General features: G+C 60.8%; 17 protein-coding genes and 1 tRNA gene. 4 read left to right on the forward strand and 14 right to left on the reverse strand.

Going from position 1 to position 18,614, the window contains the following annotated elements:
* A partial coding sequence (locus QZ511_RS12755) for a hypothetical protein (RefSeq protein ID WP_295802931.1) occupies nt 1-222 on the reverse strand: 222 nt, incomplete at its 3' end.
* 290 nt (nt 223-512) lie between these two features.
* Here QZ511_RS12755 and QZ511_RS12760 point away from each other — a divergent pair.
* Nucleotides 513-588: transfer RNA gene (locus QZ511_RS12760), tRNA-Arg, on the forward strand.
* Nucleotides 589-681: 93 nt separating this feature from the next.
* Nucleotides 682-1,566, forward strand: a complete 885-nt coding sequence (locus QZ511_RS12765; RefSeq protein ID WP_295802932.1) for a M90 family metallopeptidase — start codon at nt 682-684, stop codon at nt 1,564-1,566.
* On the opposite strand, the gene QZ511_RS12770 is transcribed toward QZ511_RS12765, so the two are convergent.
* The 4 genes from QZ511_RS12770 to QZ511_RS12785 all read right to left on the reverse strand — a co-directional run bounded on the left by QZ511_RS12770 (nt 1,457) and on the right by QZ511_RS12785 (nt 8,437).
* The gene (locus tag QZ511_RS12770; RefSeq protein WP_295802933.1) at nt 1,457-2,122 is read right to left on the reverse strand and encodes a nucleotidyltransferase family protein; all 666 of its coding nucleotides are present in this window, start codon (nt 2,120-2,122) and stop codon (nt 1,457-1,459) included. The genes QZ511_RS12765 and QZ511_RS12770 overlap by 110 nt on opposite strands.
* A gap of 47 nt (nt 2,123-2,169) precedes the next feature.
* The gene (locus QZ511_RS12775; protein ID WP_295802934.1) at nt 2,170-6,123 is read right to left on the reverse strand and encodes a translocation/assembly module TamB domain-containing protein; all 3,954 of its coding nucleotides are present in this window, start codon (nt 6,121-6,123) and stop codon (nt 2,170-2,172) included.
* Between the two features lies 1 nt (nt 6,124).
* Nucleotides 6,125-7,939, reverse strand: a complete 1,815-nt coding sequence (locus QZ511_RS12780) for a BamA/TamA family outer membrane protein (protein WP_295802935.1) — start codon at nt 7,937-7,939, stop codon at nt 6,125-6,127.
* A 108-nt stretch (nt 7,940-8,047) separates the two neighbouring features.
* A complete protein-coding gene (locus tag QZ511_RS12785; protein WP_295802936.1) occupies nt 8,048-8,437 on the reverse strand; it encodes a hypothetical protein in 390 nt (129 codons plus the stop codon).
* 368 nt (nt 8,438-8,805) lie between these two features.
* Here QZ511_RS12785 and QZ511_RS12790 point away from each other — a divergent pair, with 368 nt between their 5' ends.
* Nucleotides 8,806-8,967, forward strand: coding sequence for a DUF3149 domain-containing protein (locus QZ511_RS12790; RefSeq protein WP_295802937.1), 162 nt, complete (start codon nt 8,806-8,808; stop codon nt 8,965-8,967).
* 229 nt (nt 8,968-9,196) lie between these two features.
* Here the strand turns inward: QZ511_RS12790 and QZ511_RS12795 are convergent, their stop codons facing one another.
* A complete protein-coding gene (locus tag QZ511_RS12795) occupies nt 9,197-11,167 on the reverse strand; it encodes an acetoacetate--CoA ligase (protein WP_295802938.1) in 1,971 nt (656 codons plus the stop codon).
* Nucleotides 11,168-11,350: 183 nt separating this feature from the next.
* Between QZ511_RS12795 and QZ511_RS12800 the strand changes: the two genes are divergently transcribed.
* Nucleotides 11,351-12,229: a LysR family transcriptional regulator gene (locus tag QZ511_RS12800; RefSeq protein ID WP_295802939.1), complete on the forward strand. Its 879-nt coding sequence runs from the start codon at nt 11,351-11,353 to the stop codon at nt 12,227-12,229.
* An 87-nt stretch (nt 12,230-12,316) separates the two neighbouring features.
* Here QZ511_RS12800 and QZ511_RS12805 read toward each other — a convergent pair whose 3' ends face one another.
* The 8 genes from QZ511_RS12805 to QZ511_RS12840 form a co-directional block, all read right to left on the reverse strand.
* Entirely contained in the window at nt 12,317-12,787 is a 471-nt protein-coding gene (locus QZ511_RS12805; RefSeq protein ID WP_295802940.1) for a Dps family protein, read from the reverse strand.
* 288 nt (nt 12,788-13,075) lie between these two features.
* Nucleotides 13,076-13,504, reverse strand: coding sequence for a c-type cytochrome (locus tag QZ511_RS12810; RefSeq protein WP_295802941.1), 429 nt, complete (start codon nt 13,502-13,504; stop codon nt 13,076-13,078).
* A 67-nt stretch (nt 13,505-13,571) separates the two neighbouring features.
* The gene (locus tag QZ511_RS12815; RefSeq protein ID WP_295802942.1) at nt 13,572-14,336 is read right to left on the reverse strand and encodes a HesA/MoeB/ThiF family protein; all 765 of its coding nucleotides are present in this window, start codon (nt 14,334-14,336) and stop codon (nt 13,572-13,574) included.
* A gap of 13 nt (nt 14,337-14,349) precedes the next feature.
* A complete protein-coding gene (gene thiE / locus QZ511_RS12820; protein ID WP_295802943.1) occupies nt 14,350-15,948 on the reverse strand; it encodes a thiamine phosphate synthase in 1,599 nt (532 codons plus the stop codon).
* The gene (locus QZ511_RS12825) at nt 15,945-16,754 is read right to left on the reverse strand and encodes a thiazole synthase (protein WP_295802944.1); all 810 of its coding nucleotides are present in this window, start codon (nt 16,752-16,754) and stop codon (nt 15,945-15,947) included. Before QZ511_RS12825 ends, thiE begins: the two co-directional genes overlap by 4 nt.
* A gap of 13 nt (nt 16,755-16,767) precedes the next feature.
* Nucleotides 16,768-16,968: a sulfur carrier protein ThiS gene (gene thiS, locus QZ511_RS12830; protein ID WP_295802945.1), complete on the reverse strand. Its 201-nt coding sequence runs from the start codon at nt 16,966-16,968 to the stop codon at nt 16,768-16,770.
* The gene (gene thiO / locus QZ511_RS12835; protein WP_295802946.1) at nt 16,968-18,047 is read right to left on the reverse strand and encodes a glycine oxidase ThiO; all 1,080 of its coding nucleotides are present in this window, start codon (nt 18,045-18,047) and stop codon (nt 16,968-16,970) included. Before thiO ends, thiS begins: the two co-directional genes overlap by 1 nt.
* Before the next feature lie 186 nt (nt 18,048-18,233).
* Nucleotides 18,234-18,614, reverse strand: a 381-nt coding sequence (locus tag QZ511_RS12840; protein WP_295802947.1) for a phosphomethylpyrimidine synthase ThiC, incomplete at its 5' end; no start/stop codon positions are given.

Consider the following 18,614-nt stretch of genomic DNA (forward strand, 5'->3'; position numbering starts at 1 on the left):
GATAACGTTGCCGCTCATAGAAAACTCCATAATCTCGATCTGCCAGGGCAGAAACACTTTGTCTGTTTTTGTTGTGCTATTGCAGATTAGCCAGCTCCGGCTTTTCCGGTCAAGCAACTTTTGCGCCCCCGCCACGGTTTTTTTCCGATGGTTACACAGGGCATCTCGGCCGCCGGCAAGCGGATAGATCTCACAGACCCCGTTCGCCGCGGCTGGCGCCAAAATAGCCTCTAAATATGACCGAATCGCGACAATTTTTCGGCGCGATCATGAATTTGTCGACCGGAGACCGATGCGGGTGAGGAGGTTACCCACGATGGGGCAGGCGTTACCGTTGGTGACACAGATCCGGAGGGTCGGCGACGGCGGGCGATCAGTGTATTGAGCGTAAACCGGGAATGATGCGGGAGAGCGCGAGAGTGATAAAGGAGTACGAAATTTGACCGACGCATTTCCCACACCCTACCACTCATGACAGATGCAGACACAGTCGTTAGAATGGCCGCCCGTCCGCTCCCGTCGGTTAACAGGATAAACCACGGACCTCCTAAGTCCGGACTGCTGGTTCGAGTCCAGCCGGGAGCGCCATCTTTGCAGTCTCTCTTTCCTTCCACGGGCGCATCGGCGCCCTACCCGTTATATTCCTCCCCCTGCATACACACATATTCCGGAGCGTGATCTTTGAAGACCTTTCTCGGTGTCATCCTGTTCGCCATCCTGATCTGGGTGATCCCCTACCTGTGGCAGCGCTGGCGCTTGCGCTACCTCCGCGGGCGCAAACTGACGCGGGAACAGGAAGCCATCCTGTCCCGGCGACTGGCCCTGTTCCCGGTGCTGCCCGCCGCCCTGCAACAGGAGCTGAAAGCCAATGTCAGCCTGTTCCTGCGGGACAAGGAATTTGTCGGCTGCAACGGACTTCAGGTGACCGAGGAGATGCGGGTTACGGTGGCGGCGCACGCCTGCCTGTTGCTGTTACAGCGGGATAACCGCTGTTATCCCGGGCTGCACACGGTACTGCTCTATCCCGATGCCTATCTGGCCGAGGAGATTCACCGGGAGGGCTATGTGGAATCCGCGCGCACCAGCGCCCGCGCCGGGGAATCCCACTACCGGGGGCCCATCGTCATTTCCTGGGCGGACCTGCAGCGCGGCCTGAGGTACCCGGAACAGGGCCACAATGTGGCCGTTCACGAGTTTGCCCACAAGCTGGACGAAGAAGATGGTTATGTGGATGGCAGGCCCCCGTTCGATAGCAGCGAAGCCGGACGGGGCTGGGCCCCGGTGATGCGCGAGGCCTTCAACGAATTGCGCCAGCGATTGCACCTGCTACATGGAGAGCAGGGGGATGGAGAACAGGGGAATGGAGAGCACCGGGAATCCGGGCCCTCGGTACTCGACACCTACGGCGCACAGTCGCCGGCCGAATTTTTTGCGGTGGCCACCGAGGCCTACTTCATTATTCCGACGCAGATGGCTGCGGCACATCCTGCAGTGTATCGGGAGATGCAAAAATTTTTCCGAACAGATCCTGCCGCGCTACTGCGTGGTAATCCTCTGGACGATTGATGTCGCAATTGATTGCCGGGTCGTGTACCTCCACATCCTGCACCGCCTCATCGTACAGGCGCAGGACCTTTTCCAGGCCATTGCGGCGCAAGCGCGCCAGCGCCGACAGGAAGCGCCGGCCGATAACAATCGGATAGCCCCGGGTACCGGCGCACACCGGCACGCAGATCCGGTCTTCGTCGGCCGCACGCAACAGGGTGCGAATGGTCTCCGGCTCCACAAATGGCATGTCGCCGAGACAGACCATCACCCCTTTCGGAACACACCCCTGCCGGGTCAATTGTTCAACCGCGGAAGACAGGCTGGTACCGATACTGACCGGCCAAACCGGTGCGTGCAGCACCTGCACCGGAAGCTTGGCCAGCTGCTGGCCAACCAGGGGGTCACTGGCACGCAGCACCACCTGAACTCCGACATCCTCTTCTCCCTCCACTGCCGCAAGCAGGTTCTGCAGTGTGGCCATGAGCATCGGCTGGCCGTGAATACTGGCAAGGCGCTTATCACTACCGAAGCGATGGGAATATCCCGCAGCCAATACGACAATTGAATATTCCATAAGGTGTTTCCCGGGGGTTGTTTATAACGTTTTCTTTTTATAGTTCGTCAGTAATCCTTCTTCCACTGCAGCTCGATACTACCGGCACTGGTTTCATTGCTGTCGGACGATTTGATTTCCAGCCGCAGATTCTTGCGCAATTCAATCTGCATTTCCGCCTGCCACGGGTTCAGCGGGTCGGTGCTGCGCTGCAGTTCCAGGTAGATGCGGCTGGTGATGTATTTCCCCAGGCTGAGGGAGTACTGGTCGCCCTCGTCGGTCTCTTCCGTTTCCACATCCAGGGTGTCCAGCCCGATCAGCTCGCGGGTTTTCGCCACCGGGTCAAAACCGGTGCCGCCACTCTGCAAGGTGCGCACCACGGTGACGAGGCGCACCGCCTGCAGTGGAGAGATATCCGTCAGGGATTTCCCGAACAGCAGCTGCGCAAAGATTTCATCCTGCGCCGCGGCGGGGGACGAACTGAATTCTACTTTCAGGTCGTCGGTGGTACCGGAAATTTCTGCGGTAATTTCCCCTTCCGGATAGGTATGCACCCCCTTGACGTAGATGGCGGCAACCATATTCTCGAACTGCACCTGTCCCTCCTGCAGCTCAAACTTTTTCCCCAGCAGGTCGAATTTTCCGCGCACGATGGTCAGTGAGCCGGAGGGCTGCGGACTGGCTGCGGTACCGCCGATATCCACCTGGCCCTTCAGTTCCGAATCCAGCCCCAGGCCGCGCACGTAGGACTGTTCCTTCAGCACAATCCGCAGGGCCAGGGCGATGTTCTGCAGTATCGATGGACCCTGTTGCTGGCGGCTGTCATCCACCTCCACTTCGATCACGTCGATTTCCGGCACACTGCTGCCGAGAAAGTGCTCCACCTGCACCGCCAGCGGCCGCAGATTCAGGGTACCGGCCAGCAGGGCGTCATCGGTGGAACCGGTTAGCGTCAGTTCCCCGCTAAAGGCACCGCGGGCGCCGGGCATGTTCAGCAGGTGCGCTTCCCTGGCGCGCAGCACAAAATCCAGTGAGGGCGCGTCCGGAGCGCGGAAGGTCATGGCACCGTCGAGATCGATACGCCCCCGGTCGCGATCGCTGGCACCGGCCTCGACAATGCGCCACTGCTCCGGGGTCAGTTCCGCCACAAAAACCAGGTTGCGCAGGCGGGTGTTGGTGGGGCGGTGCTCATAGTAGCCGTCCCGCAGGTTGATCCTGCCGCGCATGTTGGGCGAGCGGGTATTGCCATCTGCCAACATATCGAATGCCAGCACCCCGCGCATAGAGTGGATTTCCGGGTCAAAAAATGCGCTCAGGGCCTGCAGGTCCGCCTCGCCGCGGGCCTCGAGATCCAGCGGCAGCGGCGGACTCTCCACCCCTTCCGCACGCTCTGCAAACAGCTGCTCGAGAATCGGTGCAATGGCCAGGGTGAGCGACGCCTCTGCCGCCCGGCGGGCGCCGTGACTGGCATCCAGTTTCGCATTCAACTTGCCATCCGCAGTCTGCCACCCGAGCACCAGGTTCAGGGGCGCCTGCACCAGGGCGTCGTCGCGCATTGCCGGCGCACGGCCGGTCAGCTTGAGTTCGCCAGCCAGCACCGGCGCTTTCGGGGAGCCCTTGGCGGTCGCCCACAGCGTGAGTTCGCCGCTGTCACTGATATCCGCGGCGATCCACTCCTCGAAATCCGCCAGTGTCGCCTTGGCCCGCAGATCCAGCTCCAGGGTATCCGCGCTGAGGTTGCCATTGGCGGTGAGCTGGTTGCGTGCCGCCCACAGCAGGTTCACGTCCGCCAGCTGCACGCTGCCGCTGGCGTAATGGATATCCCCCTGTATCTGCCAGGGTTCACCGCGGAAGCTGCCCAGTCCCAGTACATTGACCCCCACCTCCGGTGCGGTGAACGGGCCGGAGAACTGGCCATCAATACTGATTTCACCATCCAGTGAAGGCGGCAGCGCCACCCCGGCCAGCTCCGCCAGGGTCACCGGAATATTGCGCCCGGCGATACTGCCATTGGCACGCCGGGCCTTCAGCTCGACAACACCGTTGACTTCGAGCCAGGCATTGCCGCGGCTGGCGGCCTGTTCGGCTTCCTCGGCCAGGGCGCCGATACCGGCCCCGGACTGGGCCTGCAGGGGGTAATCTTCCTCCGGTGGGGACGGGTCGGCGGCCACCAGAGATTGATCCCTGGTAGACGCAGGGTCACCGCTACCCGCGGAAAGCAGGTCGAGGCGCAGGCGGTCTAGGGTCAGCTTTTCCGCATTGCCGGCAACGCCGCCGCCGAGCCGGTAGCGGTAGTCGCGGTAGGTCCCTCGGGAGGAAATCTGCGCAGACATCTGCGGGTTGTCCCAGGGCCCGGTCACGGCCACCACCGCGTCCAGATTGACCCGGGTGCCGGGATCCACGGGCAGTCCCAGTTGCTCTGCGGGCTGCAGGTCGCGCGCCGCCACATCCAGCTGGAACTGCAGGGTTTTGGCGTCGATGCCCACGGTGCCACTGCCGCTGACGCGCACGCCCTCGCCTTCCACCAGAATGTCGTTGACGGCAAATTGCTTGAGGTCGCCACTGGCGGCACCGTGCACTTCGGTACTCAATTCCTGGTAATCCACGGAACCGTCGAGCTTGATGTCCAGCTTTGGATTGCGCCAGCTTCCCTCGGCGGACACTGCCAGCCGGCCGATATTGGCATCCACCTCCGGTGGAATTGCGATATCGCGGGTCTCCTCCAGGGCCGCGAGGATCTCCCGGACCTTTTCCAGTGGCAACTGCTCCACCAGCCCTTCGAGGTCGATGGTCTCGCCGGCGATATCCACCTCGCCGCTGGCATCGACGCGGGCCCCCGCCAGCTTTACCCGCGCGGTTTTGATCTGGATGACCTTTTCCCTGGTTTGCACCTCGCCGGTAACTTGCAGCGGCTGCTTCTGGTAGCTGCTTTTCAGTTCCAGGGTGCCGTTGACCTCGGGCAGCGCAAGCGGACCGCGAACATCCACATCCGCACTCAGCCAGCCGCCTTGCAAATAGTCCTGCCACGGCTGGGAAATCGCCACCGGCAATTTGTTCAGTTTCACTTCCAGCGCCACGGCTTCGCCATCGATACTGCCGGCAATGCGATGCCGGCTGTCATCGGCGGTCAAAATCAGGCCATCGGTTGTAACCGCCCAGGGTGCAAGGGTGATTGCAGCGGCGCCGGTAAGGCCAAAGCGGTGATCAACCAGCGGCAGCGAAAAGCGCTCCACGGTGGCGGTCAGGTGTTTTTCATCGCGGATATCCAGCACCACCCTGCCATCGGCATCCAGGTTCTGCCCCTGCGGCAGTTGCAGCTTGCCGGTAACAAAACCGCCGGCGTTTTCGCTGGCGCTAAACTCCAGCAGGTAGCGATCTGGGGACTGCATGACCCCGCTGAGGCGAACCTGCAATGCGCTGCCGCCATGTTCGTCGACGGACAGTTCCAGTCCCGATTCCGCTCCCGGCCAGCGGTAACTGCCCTGCCCCTTGACCGCCAGTACCGGGAAGCCCGGCAGTTGCCGGTCGATCACGGTGAGGCTATCGACGGCCAGCTGCTCCACCCAGATGGCGGGGATATTGAGCCCGGAAGTTTCTTCCGCGGCTTCCGCCACCTCTTCCGTACTGACGTGGGCAGCCAGGTAATCCCCCAGCACCGTATTGTCGAACAGTAGCGAGCTGGCGGTGACCTCAGCCACATGTACCTGGTTGCGCAACAACCGGTGCAGGTCCACCTTCAGGCTCACCTCGCGCCCCTCGACCATGGGCTTATCCCGATAGCGCACGCTCAGGTGGGAGAAATACCAGTGGCCGAATTCGCGACTCGCCAAGCCTTCGGCAGCAATTTCCAGGTCGGGAAGGAAGTGCCCCGCGATGGCGATACCACCGCGGGTCAGGGCAACGCGGCCGGATTCCGAGCCCACCAGAAATACCAGCAGCAACAGTGGGATCAGCACCGCCAGGGCAATGGCGGTAAGTCGCGGCCACCGCAGCCTGAACCAGGATCTTCGCTCCGCCCCCATATCAGAACGCCTGCCCTAGGCTCACGTAGACCTGGTAACTGCCGATGTCGAGGTCCTTGGGGCGCTCGAGGGGAAAGGCGATATCGAAACGCAGCGGTGCGAATGAGGTCATGTAGCGCACACCCAGTCCGGCGCCCCAGTAGAGGTCGTCGAAGCTGGGCTGTGGATCGGCATAGGAATTGCCGCCATCCAGGAACAACACGCCACCCCAGGTTTCGGTAAAGCGGAAGCGGCCCTCCAGCGAAATCTCGCTCAGGCCGCGGCCGCCGATCGGGTCCGACAGGGTCGGCGGATCACCGGGGTTTTCCGGCGGTATCAGCCGCCGGGGCCCCAGGGACTGATAGGGGTAGCCACGCACGGAACCGCCGCCACCGGCATAGAAGCGCTCGTCCGCGGGGATATCCAGGTTGTCGATACCGCTGATCACACCGGCTTTGATACGCAGCGCCAGGGTCGGGTCGTATTTGATCTCTTCGCCGGTGAGGTAACCGGTCATCACCAGGGTGTTTTTGACGAAGCGAGTACCGGTTCCCTTGAGGTCCAGGTACGGCTTCACTTCCATGGTGACGGTAGCGCCACTGCGGGCGTCCAGCAGGTTGTCGGTGGTATCTATCTTTATCGCCAGGGGAAATGACAACAGCCGGTAATTCTCGCTTTCCTCCCCTTCTTCCTGCACCTGGCTGAATTTCAGTTCGCTGCCAACACTGAAGGTGCGGTGCTTGGTGTGGCGGCGGGAAATGGTGCCGCCGATGGTCAGGGCCTCCGCATTGTAGGAATCCCGCTCTTCGTTGGAGGCCTCAGCGGTGGCGGAAAACTCCTGGTCATCGCGGAAAAATCGCGGCACCAGCAGTTCGCTTTTGAGGGATTGCTTGACCTCATTCACCCGCGCTTCCACTTCAATTTTTTCGCCGCGCCCTAAAATATTGCGGTGCTCCCAGCCGGCAGAAACCCCCGCGCCTTCGTCCGAGGTGTACCCCACCCCCAGGCGGATGGTGCGGTGTTTGCGCTCGATCAGGTTAAAGGTGACATCGACGACGCCGTCGCGGGGCTCGGAAACCTCGCTGTTGACACCGGCAACCAGGTTGGTGCGCAACAGGCGCAGCCGCGCTGCGTCCAGCTTGCGGCGGCTGAAACAGTCTCCGGGTTCAATCTGCAGGCGCTTGTACAGGAACTCCTCGTTGATGGTGGCAAGCCCGTCCATACGCACTTCGCCAACATGCACCTCGGGGCTTTCGGCCACCAGGTATTCAAGCCGCGCCGCATGTTCACTGTGGATGACCGTGGCCTGGTAATCCACATCCACATTCAGCAGGCAGGCATTTTCGCCGAGATATTTTTCGATCACGCCGACGCCTTCGGTGACCTTCTCTGCCACTAGCGGATCGCTCACAGTCAGCCCGACACGGGGGAACCCCGCGAGCAGGTGTGGCGGCATGTCGATGGTGAGGGATTTGATGCGATACACCGGACCGGGTACCACGCGGTAGAGGATTTCCCCGTCGGTTACGGTCTGGCGCACCCGACCGTCGTAATACCCGCGGGAGCGCAGCAGTTTTTCCAGTGTGCCCCGTTCATAGCGGGCGACATCCAGTGGGTCTTCATAGCTTTTCAGTACGCTGCTGGATTTGCGCTGTTCGTTCAGCTGGTCCTTGAGCCACTCCTGCAACTCCCGGTCTTCGGACACCCGGACCTTGAACTTGGGCAGGCGGTCAAAAAACGGCAACGCCGCCGCTGGCTGCACGGACAGCCCCGGCAGCCAGCACAGTAGTATGGCCAGCACTATTTGCAGCGCGGGATGGGCACGGAGGTGGCGCAATTCAACAATCCGTTTGCAAAGTTTCACAACTGCGACGCCAGGCGCGCGGGAAAGTTGCCGGAGCTGCGGCAATTTGTTCGCGCAGCCCCGGAATCAGTAGGCGTTTACTCAGCGCGCGGGAAAGGCCCCGGAAGCTTCTTTCTTTTCGATCAGGGGGTTACAGTTTTTGATGATGACGCGACCTTCCAGCAGGTTGCCTTTGGAGTATTCGCTGAATATACATTCGTTGCTTTTGGGGTCGTAGTTTTCCACCCACAGGTTGTCGTCTTTCCAGGTGGAGCCTAGATGCCGCTGCCCTTCGGGCACGTTGATGCGCATGACGCCACCGAAGCGTTTTACAAAGACCTGTTCAAAGTGGAAGTAATAGGCCAGCCAGCCGGACAGAAATACGATGGCCCCCACAATGGCGCCTTTCCCCAGACTGCCGAGGCGGCTGCCGGCGTACAGACAGAGCACCACCAGTGCGATAACGGCGGCCCAATAAAGGTAAGTGATCATACTTATCTTCCATGAATTTATTGGTTTAGTTAGCTCCCAACAGGGTAGCGCAGAATGTCGGGCGCGGTATACCACAGAGGGAGGATTAAGGGAACGCCACGGGCTGTGATGACGTAACCATCCGACACTGAGAGAGCACGGTGGCGGCGCCGCTGCCGGGTATGGCCTTGCGAGACACGCCGTGGACCCATCCCTGGGGGCTCTTCGAAAACGTCCCTGTTTTCGAAGGTCTCGCAAGGCCATACCCGGCATCAACGCCTTCGCGGATAGCTCTGTGATCCACAGCATTACTTTTTGATTCAGATCAAGGGCTTTGCCCTAGTGGCTCATACACTGCAATCAGTGCCAATCAACTTGAGGAGCCGACCATGGATGCACTGATTGATCTGTTCACCAGCTTTTCTGGCTTGCTGAGCCTGGGCGTTATCGGATTTGTGTGCCTGATGGCGGCCTACTTCACGCGTCTGGCCTTGCGGAAGATGGTCGATGAGGAGCGCCGGGCAAGCGTTCGGGAAAAGACCGCACATTGATTTGAGGCGAGCTGCCAAATTAGGTAGAGAAGTAGTCTTCAGGTAAGACTACCGAACTTTCTGCGAAGGTACTGAGACCGGGTGCAGCCTTGTGAGACCTTCACCGCCATGGATGGCGGTGCAGAGCCCCCATGGATGGGTTTAGGGGGTGCCTAGCTCGTGTCCAGCAAACCCGTACCGGTGACGCCACCGCCACCGGTACTATTCAGGGCACCGGGCCCTACCCCGATCAGTCTGCCAGCTGCTCCAGGTTCTCAAACAGCTTGAGCGCTTCCGGGTTGGCCAGCGCTTCCTGGTTCTTCACCGGCTTGCCATGCACCACGTTGCGCACCGCCAGTTCCACGATCTTGCCGCTGATGGTCCGCGGGATATCCGCCACCTGAATCACCTTCGCCGGCACGTGGCGCGGGGTGGTGTTGGCGCGGATGGTGGTGCGGATTTTCTGGGTCAGGTCGTCGTCCAGCTCCAGTCCTTGCCGCAGCACCACAAACAGCACCACCCGTACATCATCGCGCCACTCCTGGCCGATACACACGCTGTCCAGCACCTCTTCCACCTTCTCCACCTGACGGTAGATCTCCGCGGTACCGATACGCACACCACCCGGGTTCAACACCGCATCGGAGCGACCGTAAATGATCACACCGCCATGGCCGGTGATCTCCGCGTAATCCCCGTGGGCCCAGACGCCCGGCCAGTTCTCGAAGTAGGCAGAGTGATACTTGCTGCCATCCGGATCGTTCCAGAAACCGATTGGCATACACGGGAAAGACTTGCTGCACACCAGCTCGCCCTTGTCCTGCAACACCGGTTGGCCGTCGTCGTTCCACACTTCCACCGCCATTCCCAGGCCGCGGCACTGCAGCTCACCGGCGTACACCGGCAGTGCCGGGTTGCCGAGGGCGAAACAGGAAACGATGTCGGTACCGCCGGAAATGGAAGACAGGCACACGTCGGACTTGATGTCCCGGTACACGTAGCGGAAGCCTTCGTGGGCCAGCGGCGAGCCGGTGGACAGCACCGCGCGCAGTTTGTCCAGGTTGTGGCTCTCGCGGGGTTTGCAGCCCGCCTTTTCCAGCGCCGCCAGGTACTTGGCGCTGGTGCCGAACACACTGATGTTTTCCTCATCCGCCATATCCCAAAGGGTCTGCGCCGCGGGATAGAACGGGGAGCCGTCGAACAGCACCAGGGTAGCGCCACAGGCGAGGCCACTTACCAGCCAGTTCCACATCATCCAGCCACAGGTGGTGAAGTAAAACAGGGTGTCGTCACGGCGAATGTCGGTGTGCAGGCGGTGCTCTTTCAGGTGCTGCAACAGGGTGCCGCCGACGCCGTGGACGATGCACTTGGGCACCCCGGTGGTGCCGGAGGAATACATGATATAGAGCGGGTGGTTGAAGTCGGTCTGCTCGAAGCTCAGCTCGCGCGCCGGCGCGGCGGCGACGAAGTCCTGCAGCGCAACCGCCTTGGGCAGCGCGCTGATGGCGGCTGCGGTCTCTTCCGCGCTGCGGGCAACCGGCACCACCACCATGGTCTTGATGGACTCGATCTGCGCCACGATCTGCTCCAGCCGCGGCAGGGAGTCGATGGTTTTGCCGTTGTAGAAATAGCCTTCGCAGGCAAACAGCACTTTCGGTTCAACCTGGCCGAAGCGGTCGAGCACACCGTTGATGCCGAAATCCGGGGAACAGGAGGTCCAGATGGCCCCCAGGCTGGTGGTCGCCAGCATGGCCACGGCGGTGTCGATGATATTGGGCATAAAGCCCGCCACGCGGTCGCCCTTCTCCACACCGGCAGCGGCCAGCGCCGATGCCAGCTCGGTGACACGCTGGTAGAGCTCGGCGTAGGTCAGCTGGCGGCGACTGCCGCTCTCCAGCCGTTGGATCAGCGCCACGCGGTCATCCCGGTAACGCAGCAGGTTTTCGGCAAAATTCAGCTTTGCATCGGGGAACCACTCGGCCCCCGGCATTTCGTCCGCCCCCAGGACCTGATCACCGCGCGCGCTGGCGACCACACCGGTGAAGTTCCACAGCGCACTCCAGAAGTCTTCGCGGGCCTCTACCGACCACTGATACAGGTCACCGTAGTCCGCCAGCTGCTGGCTGTAGCGGTCGTTGACGTAGCGGCGGAACTCGTCCATCTGGGTGGCGGCGACGGCCTCGGCACTGGGTTGCCACAGGGGCTGGGCTTGATTACTCATCTCGGCAGAACTCTCTTGGCGGATTCGTTATTGGATTTAAACGGTCTTTCCCGGCTCTATATTTGGGTTAGACCATTATTCGCCAGAATGCGAAGTGGACAATCATGCCTTGGTCTAACACTTTAAACCAATTTAAACTTATTAATATTTATTAACTTTCATTTAACTATTGGATAGTCCCCCTTGAGCGCCACCATCAAGCAATTGCGGGCCTTTGTCGCCGTCGCCACCACCCGCAGCCTGGCGGATGCCAGCGAGCGCCTGCATATCTCCCAGCCGGCCCTGTCCGTGGCCATCCGCAATCTGGAAAGCACCGTGGGCGGGGCGCTGTTCAACCGCGAGAGCCGGCAGCTGAGCCTGACCCCCGAAGGGGAGCGCTTCGCCGCCCGCGCGGAACAGTTGCTGCAAAGCTGGGACAAATCCATCGAGGATATCCAGCGGCAGTTCGCCCTGGAGCGGGGAAATCTCACGGTGGCGGCGATACCCGCCTTTGCCCTCAACCGGCTGCCGCCGCTGCTGGCGGAATTTCACCGCCGCCACCCCCAGGTGGACCTGGCGCTGGAAGACATTGTGATGGAGCAGGTACTGGCGGCGGTGCGCGAGGGGCGCGCGGAAATCGGCATCACCTTCCGGCCCGATGACCTGGCGGGGCTGGAATTCGCCCCCCTGGAACGGGGGAGCTTTCACGGGGTGTTGCCCGAGCAACATCCATTGTCCGGGCGCAAAAGCCTGCGCTGGGCGGATCTCGCCAGGATGCCGTTTATCGCCATGAACCGGGGCTCTGCGGTGCGCCGCTGGACGGAACAGGCCTTTGCCGAATGCGGCACGCCCGCGCGCCTGTTCTGTGAGGCCTACCAGCTGAGCACCATCGGCAAGCTGGTCCAGGCCGGACTGGGAGTGAGTGCCATGCCCAGCCTGTGTGCACCGCAGATGCGCGATTACGGGCTGTGCAGTATTCCGCTGACGGCGCCCGTGGTGGCTCCGCAACTGGGCGCGGTGTTGCGCAGCCGCGGCGCCCTGTCGGCACCGGCACGGGCGTTTCTCGACCTGCTGCACGAATAAAAAAATGGCCCGCACTTTTGCGGGCCATTTTTATTCCACGAGACAAATTAGAAAAACTACTCAGATTAGAGAAACTACTCAGAGAAATTACTGCGCGGTGGCGCGCAACATCCAGGCGGTTTTCTCGTGCACGCTCATGCGATCTGACACCAGCGCGATGGTGGATTCGTCATCCCCGCCCTGGGCAATCTTCAGGACTTCGCGGCAGGTCTTCACCACCTGCTCGTGGCCCTGGGTGAGGATGCGCACCATCTCTTCCGCTGCCGGCACCGAATCCGTCTCCTTGATGGAACTGAGTTCCGCGAACTCCTTGTAGGTGCCGGGTGCGACAACGTCCAGGGTGCGGATACGCTCGGCAATATCATCTACCGCAGTGGCGAGCTCGGTATACTGCTCCTCAAACATCAGGTGCAGTTCGCGGAACAGGCGCCCGGTGACATTCCAGTGGAAGTAGTGCGTTTGCAGGTACAGGGTATAGGAATCTGCCAGCAGGCGTTTCAAGCCCTCGGCAATCTCTGCACGATCTTTGGCACCGATACCGATATCAATATTGCTCATTCTCAACCTCACTTGGTCGCTTTCAATTCCATTTAGCCGTCGCCGCGCTCTGGCTGAACGCTCAGCGCAACACAATAACTGCCAATCTTTTTCACTCGAAACAGCTTATCAACAACAAGTGGTGTCGACTTGTTCTGAATCAACCCCCGGGGTGCACTTTGTGAAAAATCTGTCACAAAACGAACCACCAGGCGCAACGGCGCTCGGGAGAGATAATAGGCTCGATTTTGCGCGTTCAAAATTGATTGAAAAAATGAGGCCAATAGCGACAGACAATACGGTGCCCGGTTAGCGTGCAGTCTCGGCTTCAGCTTGGGGGGTCGCCATAAAGCGTATCAAATGTTCGTAATCCTCATCGCTACAGCTGTAGCACAACCCGGCGGGAGGCATCGCCTTGAATCCGTCCCGCGCATGGGCGACCAGGGCATCCATGCCCTGGGCCATTCTCGGCGACCAGGCCGTGGCATCCCCGGTTTTTGGCGCATTGATCACCCCCCGCTCGTGACAGGTACCGCAGGTCTGACGATAGGTATCGAGCAAGTTCTCGGGGAGGTGTACCGGGTCGAGTTCGGTTACCGGCTGCGTCTCCACTTCTTTTACTGCGGCTTCATGTGCCGTTTCCGGGGGCTGTTGCGCACTGTCATTTTTTCCGGAATCAGTTTCGGAACAGGCCAGCACAAACATGCTAAGGGTGGCAATCAATAATACTTTGGACACTGGAAAAGACACGGGTCGGGCACTCCCTGGATATTATTGTTTGATGGAATGCGTATCTTTTTAAAGATTATCCGCACACGGGGCAAGCCTTGTTTGCCGGCAGCTTGAGCGCGCGCCACTCCAGGCTGGCGGCCTCGAACAGCTGCAACCGGTTGAGGCTGGAAACGGGCAGGTCCAGCAGGAACTTGAGCGCCTCCAGTGCCTGCGCACTGCCCATTATCCCCAGTGCAGGCCCTATCACCCCGATGGTCGCGCAATTCTCTGCCTCCGGCAGGTCACTCTGCTCTGCGGCGGGCGGAAACAGGCAGGCATAACAGGGGTTCGCTGCGTGGCGAAAATCGAAGCTCACCAGCTGTCCGGAAAAACTGCGCACCGAAGCCATCACCACCGGTGTTTTTTCCCGCTGGCAGACACGGTTGATGACGTGGCGAATATTGAGGTTATCGGTACAGTCCAGAACCACGTCAAAATGCTGTCCTGCGAGCAGTGATCCCAGCCAGGCTTCATCCGCCATTTGCCCGTGTGGGTGGACACGGATTTCCGGATTGGCAGCAGTCAGTTGCTGCGCTGCCACCTGTGCCTTGTTTTTGTCCCGATGGTTGGTTTTGTAGAGAACCTGGCGCTGCAGGTTGGAAATTTCCACCGTATCACCGTCCACCAGATGCAACTCACCGATCCCCGCTGCCGCCAGGTACAGCGCGGCCGGACTGCCGAGGCCACCGAGTCCTAGGATCAGGATCTTGGCCCGGCCCAGTTTATCCTGTCCGGCCTCCCCAATTTCGGGCAACATGATCTGGCGGCTGTAGCGCTGTAGCTGTTTGCGGCTCAACATCGCAGTACTCCGGTTAACGCGACTCTATTATTGCCGCCAATTGTGCCACAGCCTGGCGGTAATCCGGTGATTCGGTAATCGCACTGACTACGGCAATACTGCCCACCCCGCTCGCCACTACCGCCGGCGCCCGCTCGAGGTTGATCCCGCCGATGGCCACCAGCGGGTACTCCGGCAGTAGCGCTGCCATCCGCGCCAGCTTTTCCGTCCCCTGCAGCTGGCCGCGCATGTCTTTGGTGCTGGTAGCGTAAATGGCGCCAATGGCCAGATAGCTGGGCCGGAACTGGTGCGCATACAGCAGCTCGAAAAAACCGTGGGTACTGATACCGAGTTTCAGACCGGCGACCTGTATCGCCTTCAGGTCCGCGGTCTGCAGATCTTGCTGCCCCAGATGTACCCCGTAAGCGCCGCACTCGATGGCCAGTTGCCAGTGGTCGTTGATAAACAGGCGCAGGTTGTAATCCCGGCCTATGGCCACCGCGCGCGCGACCTGCTCGCGCAGGTCGTCACCGGGCTGCTTGATCCGCAGCTGCAGTGTGCGCACTCCGGCCTGCGCGAGCCGCTCTATCCATTCGACGGAATCCACCACCGGGTAAAGCCCCAGGTAGTTGCTGTCCACTTGCGCAAATTCAACGGCAAAGCGCGCGGCCTGTTGCGGGGAAAAACAACCATAGCGTTTCGCCCGCTCGCTGCCTTTGGCCAGTACCTGCGGAAAATCCCGCAGGTGCTGCGGCCAGCCACAGTGGCCCAGAGGGCTCGCACCGGCGCCGATGTGGCTGTTGTTATCCATACGCAACCCCCGTCGCACATAGGCGTTGGCCACCACACAGGCGTCTGTCAGCGGATACCCCTGTGCCAGCAACGCGGCAATGGCGGAGGACAGGGTACAGCCGGTACCGTGGCTGTTGCGGGTTTCAATTTTCTCCCCGATCAGCCAGTCTTCTGCCAGAGCGTCCCCGCTGCCGCGGCACAGCAGGTCGGCGGTGGCACCGGGTTCGAGGTCAAAGTGGCCGCCGGTAACCAGTAGTGCGAAGCGGTGATCACCGCGCAGCTTGCGCGCGGCGGCGAGAATCGCTGCTGCCCCCGCCACGTCACCATGCCCCGCATCGCCATGCCCGACATCACCATGCCCGACATTGGCATCCGCCAGCCACGCCAGCTCCTCGCGATTGGGGGTTACCAGGTCGCACAGGGGGAGCAGCGCCTTCACTACTGCCCCGCCGGTGTTGCCTTCGGTCAGGCGCGCGCCGCTGGTGGCGACGGCCACCGGATCGTAGACCACCGGTACTGCTGCGCCCTGCTGTTTCAGCGCCTGCAGGAATCGCGCTACCAGTGTTACCTGCGCGACATTGGCCAGTAAACCGATCTTGATCGCCGCGGGCCTAAGGTCCGCGATCAAAACGTCCAGCTGCGCTTGCAACACCTCCTCGGTGACCGCATTGATTGCGGCCACCCCGAGGGTATTCTGCGCGGTGTTGGCGGTAATGGCGCTGCAGCCGTGGACGCCGAGATCGTGCATGGTAAGCAGGTCCGCCTGTATGCCGGCACCACCGCCGGAGTCACTGCCGGCAATGGTCCAGACAATCGGGCGCGGTTGCTGGGCAATACTCATGATTCTTCCCCGGAATTGATCGTCTGCTGCCAGAACGGCATGTCCAGCGTGGGTGTACTCGGGCTGGCTGTCTGGCGCTGCAACATCAGGCCTGCGTTGCGCGCGGCGCGGCCGGACTCTATCGCCAGCCTGAACGCCTCGGCCATCAACACCGGGTTCTGCGCCCGGGCGATGGCGGTGTTCAGCAGCACCCCGTCGAAACCCATTTCCATGGCCTCACAGGCCTGGGAAGGTGCGCCGATGCCGGCGTCGATAATCAGCGGCGTGTCGGGCAAGCGCTCGCGCAGGGTCCGCAGGTTGTATTTGTTCATCAGTCCGCGCCCGGTGCCGATGGGGGAGCCCCAGGGCATCAGCACTTCGCAGCCCACGTCGAGTAATTTCCGGCACACCACCAGATCATCGGTGCAGTAAGGCAGAACCCTGAAACCGCGCTTGAGCAGTTCGCGGGCCGCTTCGACCAGGCCGAAGGGATCGGGCTGCAGGTTGTAGTCGTCGCCGATCACTTCCAGCTTGAGCCAGTCGGTACCAAATATTTCCCGGCTCATTTCGGCGAGCGCGATCACCTCTTTTGGGGTTTTGCAGCCGGCGGTGTTGGGCAGCAGCTGGCAGCCGGATTCCTGAATATAGTCCCAGAGTATTTTGCCCTGCTGCTGTGCGGGGCTCTGGCGGCGCAGGGACAGGGTAATGATTTGCGCTCCGGAGGCGGCGACGGCTTCGCGCATGATCGCCGGTGACGGATACAGTGCGGTGCCGACCAGCAGGCGGCTGTCGAATTCCTTGCCGTAGAGTGTCAGTTTGTCAGCCATGTCCTCTCTCCTGTCAGCCTCCTACAACCGGCGCAACGATATCGACATTGTCGCCGGCGCTCAGGGATACCTGCGCATAGTGGGCACGAGGAACAAAGTCTCCGTTCAGGGCGACGGCAAAGGTTTCGCCGCGATAGCCCAGTTGCTGAATCAGTGCGGAAACCGTGTCGCCCGGGTTTACGGTGATGGTTTCGCCATTGACCAAGAGTTGCATCAGGTCACCTGTTCTGTCGTTTGGGTTAATGTGTCGATTTCGCGTTCTGCCTGTGCGGCCAGCGCCGGGGCCAGTAAATAGCCGTGACGGAAAAGTCCGTTAATCCGGATGAGGCCGGGCCGGGATTCGACCACGGGCATATTGTCCATGGTGGCGGGTCGGCAGTTGACCCGGGTTTTAATAATGCGCGCTTCGGCAAAAGCGGGATGTATCGAGTACAGGGCGCTCGATAGTTCCATGGTGGAGCGCAGGGAGATGGGGCTCATGTCGTCGCTCTCAATTTCCGTCGCCCCAATGACGGTCTGGTTGTTGGCGCGCGGTACGGCGTAGAGCTGGTACCTTGGATGCAGCAGGCGCACGGGGCGATTGAGTGTCACTTCCGCGGTTTCCACTACCATGACTTCGCCGCGAACGCCGCGCAAGCCCGCGATCTGGGAGCGGGCGCCGAGGCCGCGGGTGTCGAGGACCAGGTCGAATTTTTCGGTGCGGTTGCCGGTGAGGATTTCCCCTGGGCGGCATTCGACGGGGGTTTGCTCGCGGAGTTGCACGTTATTTACTTCTAGGGCATGTAACAGTGCTGGCAGAAGTTTGCGGTTGTCGATGTCGGCTTCAGATGCGAGGTAGAGCCCGCGCTCGAATCCGCTGAGTTCGGGTTCGAGGTTTTGCAGGGCATTACGGTCGAGCCATTGCAGTTGGCCCGATTTTTCTGGGCCGAGCTTGGCGTTGAGTTCCTGTTGGAATTGCAGGAGTTCGCTGCGGTCTTGTGGATGCGCAATCAGGATACTGCCGGCCTGGCGGTAGTCGACGCTGACACCGGTGGCCAGCTCCAGTTGCTGGGCCCATTGAGGCCAGTATTGCAGGCTTTGCATGCCCAGCTGGTAGATGGGCAGCGGGCAGTGGAACAGTTCCGATAACGGGGAAATCATGCCGGCGGCGGTTTGGCAGGCGCCCGCAGGATGTTTCAGACTACCGGATTCGAACAGAGTGATCTGGTGGCCTTTTTTGGATAAACGCCAGGCCAGTAACCGGCCTATCAATCCGGCACCGGCGACTACAATATTTAACTTGCTTTCTGCCACTTCTTTTTTCCGGGGTATGTTTTCGGTGAGTTCTGGGCGGCAGCACTGCGGGTAAGCCTTTCCCAGACACGCCGTGAACCCATCCATGGGGGCTCTGCAAAAACATCCTGTTTTTGAAGGTCTGGCAAAGGCTTACCCGCAGCGCTGCCTTCTCATCAGAGAATGCAGTTTCAATTAGCTATGTTCTTAGCCCTTATGGTAGAGCTCGGCGCCCATATCTTTGAACTTGATCGCCATTTCTTCCATTCCCTGCTCCGCTTCCTGCTTCGCCGCATATTCGCGTACGTCCTGAGTGATCTTCATAGAGCAGAACTTGGGTCCACACATGGAACAGAAGTGCGCGACCTTGCCGGATTCCTTCGGCAAGGTTTCGTCGTGGTAGATGCGCGCGCGCTCGGGATCGAGGCCGAGGTTGAACTGGTCTTCCCAGCGGAATTCGAAGCGGGCTTTGGAGAGGGCGTCATCTCTCATCTGTGCACGCGGGTGTCCCTTGGCGAGGTCGGCGGCGTGGGCGGCGATTTTGTAGGCCATGAGGCCTTCTTTTACGTCTTCTTTGTTGGGCAGGCC

The organism is uncultured Microbulbifer sp. (assembly GCF_913055755.1).
Classification (GTDB): domain Bacteria; phylum Pseudomonadota; class Gammaproteobacteria; order Pseudomonadales; family Cellvibrionaceae; genus Microbulbifer.

Coding starts and splice junctions, on each gene's coding strand:
- QZ511_RS12770 (WP_295802933.1), bottom strand. CDS start 2,122: ATGGAATATTCAATTGTCGTATTGGCTGCGGGATATTCCCATCGCTTC.
- QZ511_RS12775 (WP_295802934.1), bottom strand. CDS start 6,123: ATGGGGGCGGAGCGAAGATCCTGGTTCAGGCTGCGGTGGCCGCGACTT.
- QZ511_RS12785 (WP_295802936.1), bottom strand. CDS start 8,437: ATGATCACTTACCTTTATTGGGCCGCCGTTATCGCACTGGTGGTGCTC.
- QZ511_RS12790 (WP_295802937.1), top strand. CDS start 8,806: ATGGATGCACTGATTGATCTGTTCACCAGCTTTTCTGGCTTGCTGAGC.
- QZ511_RS12795 (WP_295802938.1), bottom strand. CDS start 11,167: ATGAGTAATCAAGCCCAGCCCCTGTGGCAACCCAGTGCCGAGGCCGTC.
- QZ511_RS12805 (WP_295802940.1), bottom strand. CDS start 12,787: ATGAGCAATATTGATATCGGTATCGGTGCCAAAGATCGTGCAGAGATT.
- QZ511_RS12815 (WP_295802942.1), bottom strand. CDS start 14,336: ATGTTGAGCCGCAAACAGCTACAGCGCTACAGCCGCCAGATCATGTTG.
- thiE (WP_295802943.1), bottom strand. CDS start 15,948: ATGAGTATTGCCCAGCAACCGCGCCCGATTGTCTGGACCATTGCCGGC.
- QZ511_RS12825 (WP_295802944.1), bottom strand. CDS start 16,754: ATGGCTGACAAACTGACACTCTACGGCAAGGAATTCGACAGCCGCCTG.
- thiS (WP_295802945.1), bottom strand. CDS start 16,968: ATGCAACTCTTGGTCAATGGCGAAACCATCACCGTAAACCCGGGCGAC.